The 3,332-nt window shown below is 43.0% G+C and carries 4 protein-coding genes; 2 read left to right on the forward strand and 2 right to left on the reverse strand.

The window, feature by feature from the left end; translation table 11 throughout:
- Nucleotides 1-142 precede the first annotated feature (142 nt).
- Both MHN01_RS21235 and MHN01_RS21240 read left to right on the forward strand, forming a co-directional pair.
- Entirely contained in the window at nt 143-1,066 is a 924-nt protein-coding gene (locus tag MHN01_RS21235; RefSeq protein ID WP_239413298.1) for an SDR family NAD(P)-dependent oxidoreductase, read from the forward strand.
- Between the two features lie 30 nt (nt 1,067-1,096).
- Nucleotides 1,097-1,477: a DUF4345 family protein gene (locus tag MHN01_RS21240; RefSeq protein WP_239413300.1), complete on the forward strand. Its 381-nt coding sequence runs from the start codon at nt 1,097-1,099 to the stop codon at nt 1,475-1,477.
- A gap of 223 nt (nt 1,478-1,700) precedes the next feature.
- Here the strand turns inward: MHN01_RS21240 and MHN01_RS21245 are convergent, their stop codons facing one another.
- Both MHN01_RS21245 and MHN01_RS21250 read right to left on the reverse strand, forming a co-directional pair.
- A complete protein-coding gene (locus tag MHN01_RS21245; RefSeq protein WP_239413302.1) occupies nt 1,701-2,993 on the reverse strand; it encodes a rhodanese-like domain-containing protein in 1,293 nt (430 codons plus the stop codon).
- Between the two features lie 86 nt (nt 2,994-3,079).
- The coding region (locus MHN01_RS21250) for a hypothetical protein (protein WP_239413304.1) at nt 3,080-3,332 on the reverse strand (253 nt) is incomplete at its 5' end.

Here is a 3,332-nt window from a genome sequence, read left to right on the forward strand (position 1 = left end):
TTGAACGCATAACTCTCGTTGTTTAACCCGGCGACATCCGGTTCATATTTGAAACACTGTGTCCACTTTTACCCATATACAGTTCATTTTTCAATCCTGTTAACTTATTCGCATGCCAATAATCACATTAATGGAGAAAGACATGAACACAATTCAAACCGTTCTGGTTACGGGTGCGAATGCAGGAATTGGACTCGAAGCTGCCCGCCAACTAGCAGAGCAGGATGGCATTAATAAAATCTATCTTGGCTGTCGAAATCTGGCGAAAGCTAATGACGTAAAAGACAAACTTGTAGAAAAAACAGGGAGAGACATCTTTGAGGTATTAATACTGGATGTCTCTGACTCAGCATCAGTACGTAGTGCTGTTAACAAGCTGGAGTCACCTGTCGATGCCGTAGTGTTAAATGCCGGCGGTACTGGCGGACAAACACCAAATAAGCTAACAGATGATGGCGTAACAACTATATTCGCTTCTAATGTATTAGGTCATGCAGTACTTGTCGAAGAGCTAATCAATCGTCAACTTATTACCTCAACAATCCTCTATGCAGGCTCAGAAACGGCTAGAGGCATACCCAAAATGGGCGTAGCTAAACCAGAGCTAGAAACCTCCTCAATGGAAGAGTTCGCTTCCATAGCTAATGGCAGCAAGTTCGGCGCAAAAGCTGACCCTCTTGATATATACGGCACCATTAAACTTACTGGCGCTTTATGGATGGCATCGATGTCCAGACAACACCCTCATCTTCGCTTTGTAACCATGAGTCCTGGAGGCACCACCGGCACTAACGGCATGGACGACTTACCTTTCCTCAAAAAGCTGTTCTTCAAGTACGTAGGAGGCCTTTTCATGCCGATGCTAGGTATGATGCACAGCGTAGATAAAGGCGCGAAGCGCTATCTCGATGGTTTATTTGATCCACGATTCGAGAGCGGGCATTTCTATGCAAGCCAGGCAGGCTCACCTACAGGCCCTGTAGTTGACCAACTAACGATTGAACCTTCACTTGGCAATATTACCGCTCAAGACAACGCTCGTCTGGCGATTCAACAATTCTCGTAAACCCGATTCCAATATTTAAGGAGAAACACTATGCATACCACATTACAAATTCTTGTTGGATTATCGACGCTTATGCTAGGCGGGCTGGGGATAATGTCTATGTTTGCACCACAAAAGATGGTCACTAATTTCTCATTAGAACCCGTAGGCAAAGCAGGACTTAACACTATTCGGTCAGTAATGGGTGGTCTATTTTTAGCCTGCGTAACCATTCTGGCACTAGGTTTGACGTCAGGTAAAACGGAAGGATATTTCTTCGTTGCCGTTGTACTTATAGCCGTCGCCGTTGGCCGACTAGTAGGTCTTGTTCTCGATGGATTCGATAAAGCAGTTATTCCACCGTTGGTGTTGGAGCTAGTTATTGCAGGAATATTATTGCTAAGCCATTTGAAGAATGGAGGGTTTTATTAAAGACCGCCTGCGAGCAGAGTAAATCAAGGCAGCTTTAGCCAAGGCTGTCTTGATTCTGAGCAATAGCCATTTGTTACAACGCTCAATGTTTTAGTTCAGGCCAGGTCAAATAGTTGAGTTTAAAAAGAAGAGAGTTACCCACCTTGATTTAAGAGGTAACTCTCATGTTTCATACTCGCAACCAATGATATTTCCACATATTACTTAGGACAAATGCACCTATCTAAATCAGCTTAATTCCGTTGTCTTTCACCACAGCTTCAAACGACTCGTCAAGGAATTTCACGTTTGTATATCCCTTATTTATTAATGTGGTATAAGCTAGTGACGCGCGGGCTCCGCCAGCGCAATGTAAAATAACAAGGCCGGTTCTGGGAATACGGTCAAGGTTCTGATCTAGCTCTTCAAGAGGAATGTTGATCGCACCTTTCAGGTGACCATGGCTTACTTCATCAACAGAGCGCACGTCAATGACTGTTGCAGTTCCTGATGTCACGGCTTTAACAAAGTCTTTCTCATCAATAGCCCCTTTAGGCAGCTTTTTGACATAGTTGGGCTCGTCTGCGATCTTGCCGATTTCAACAGGTAAATTCGCCTGTATCCATGCAAATACACCACCATTTAATATCGAGACATTCTTGAATTTCCAGAAAGTCAGGATCTCATAGGCTTCTATCGCATCCTCACTTGAGTCACTATCAGCAACAATGGTGATCGAGGCCTTTTTATCCCTGAGATCGAAAATTGTACGCTTATTAGTTGGGTATTTGTCTTTGTTCCACTGTTCATGCATCTGCAGCAGTTTCGCTGCAGGAAGGTGAGCTGCTCCTTTAATGTAACTCTTTGGTGACATTCTGACATCCAGAATAATATGATGAATATCCAGATTCTCAGCTAGCCATTCTTTATTGACGTGTGAAGGGTATACCTCTTCTTTCCATGCCGGATAACCTTCAACATACACCTTCACATTGTTATAACCATTAGCCTTGGCTGTTCTTAGCGCCTTGGGACTGAGCGGACATGTTACCCCTCCGCAATAGAACACCAATGGTGTCGCCTTATCTTTTGGTAACCAATGAAGGTTATGCTGTAACTCATTGGCAGGTGTCGCCTTTGCCCCGGGAATGTGTCCAATCTGGTATTTACCAACCGGACGGGCATCACCAATAAATAATGGCTGTCCGTCATCAATTAATTCATACAATTCTTCTGTATCAATCACTTGTTCTTCAGGAAGCTTGACCAGAATTCGCTTTATTTTTTTGGCAACACCATTGCCATCAAGCGTTGCCTTAAACTTGGTATTAACCGTTAGCTCTGTGAATGAACTAGCACTTTCAAGCTTTGTCTTATCGGTAAACTTTATTACATTGACTTCATTTGTTTTCGGGTTGAGATACTGAATGACTTTCCCTTTCACTGATATCGATTGGATTTTACCGACAACATCTTCCGCCATCAGTGAAAATGGCATCCCAAATAAGACGAGTAGTATAGCGGCTTTCTTAAACATGAGTATTCTCCATTAATACACAGCAAAAAATCCTTTATCCAGCCTTTCATACTTAGGAAACTCCTGGTGTGAGGATCGTTTTTTCATTAATTACAACTCGGTAGTTCTCCGCTATCAGCAGCATACTTCACAGCAAAATCTTTAATATGCGGTGCTATTTCCTGAAACTTGTCGCTAGCCAGAAATTCCGCTGCGTTCGGATGTTTTTTACTGTACTTTTTGATAAACCTTGCTCCATCTTTCTTGAAGTAGCGTTTCCACTCAACTTTCAAATGCTGCTCAGCAAACTCCTGACCGTTGTATTCAAAGTAAGGCCGCAGATATTCCAGGTAATATTCC

Source organism: Photobacterium sp. OFAV2-7, from assembly GCF_022347985.1.
In the GTDB taxonomy this organism is placed as follows: Bacteria; Pseudomonadota; Gammaproteobacteria; order Enterobacterales; family Vibrionaceae; genus Photobacterium.

Excerpts from the sequence above, each read along its gene's own strand:
- MHN01_RS21235 (WP_239413298.1), top strand. The coding sequence starts at position 143 with ATGAACACAATTCAAACCGTTCTGGTTACGGGTGCGAATGCAGGAATT.
- MHN01_RS21240 (WP_239413300.1), top strand. The coding sequence starts at position 1,097 with ATGCATACCACATTACAAATTCTTGTTGGATTATCGACGCTTATGCTA.
- MHN01_RS21245 (WP_239413302.1), bottom strand. The coding sequence starts at position 2,993 with ATGTTTAAGAAAGCCGCTATACTACTCGTCTTATTTGGGATGCCATTT.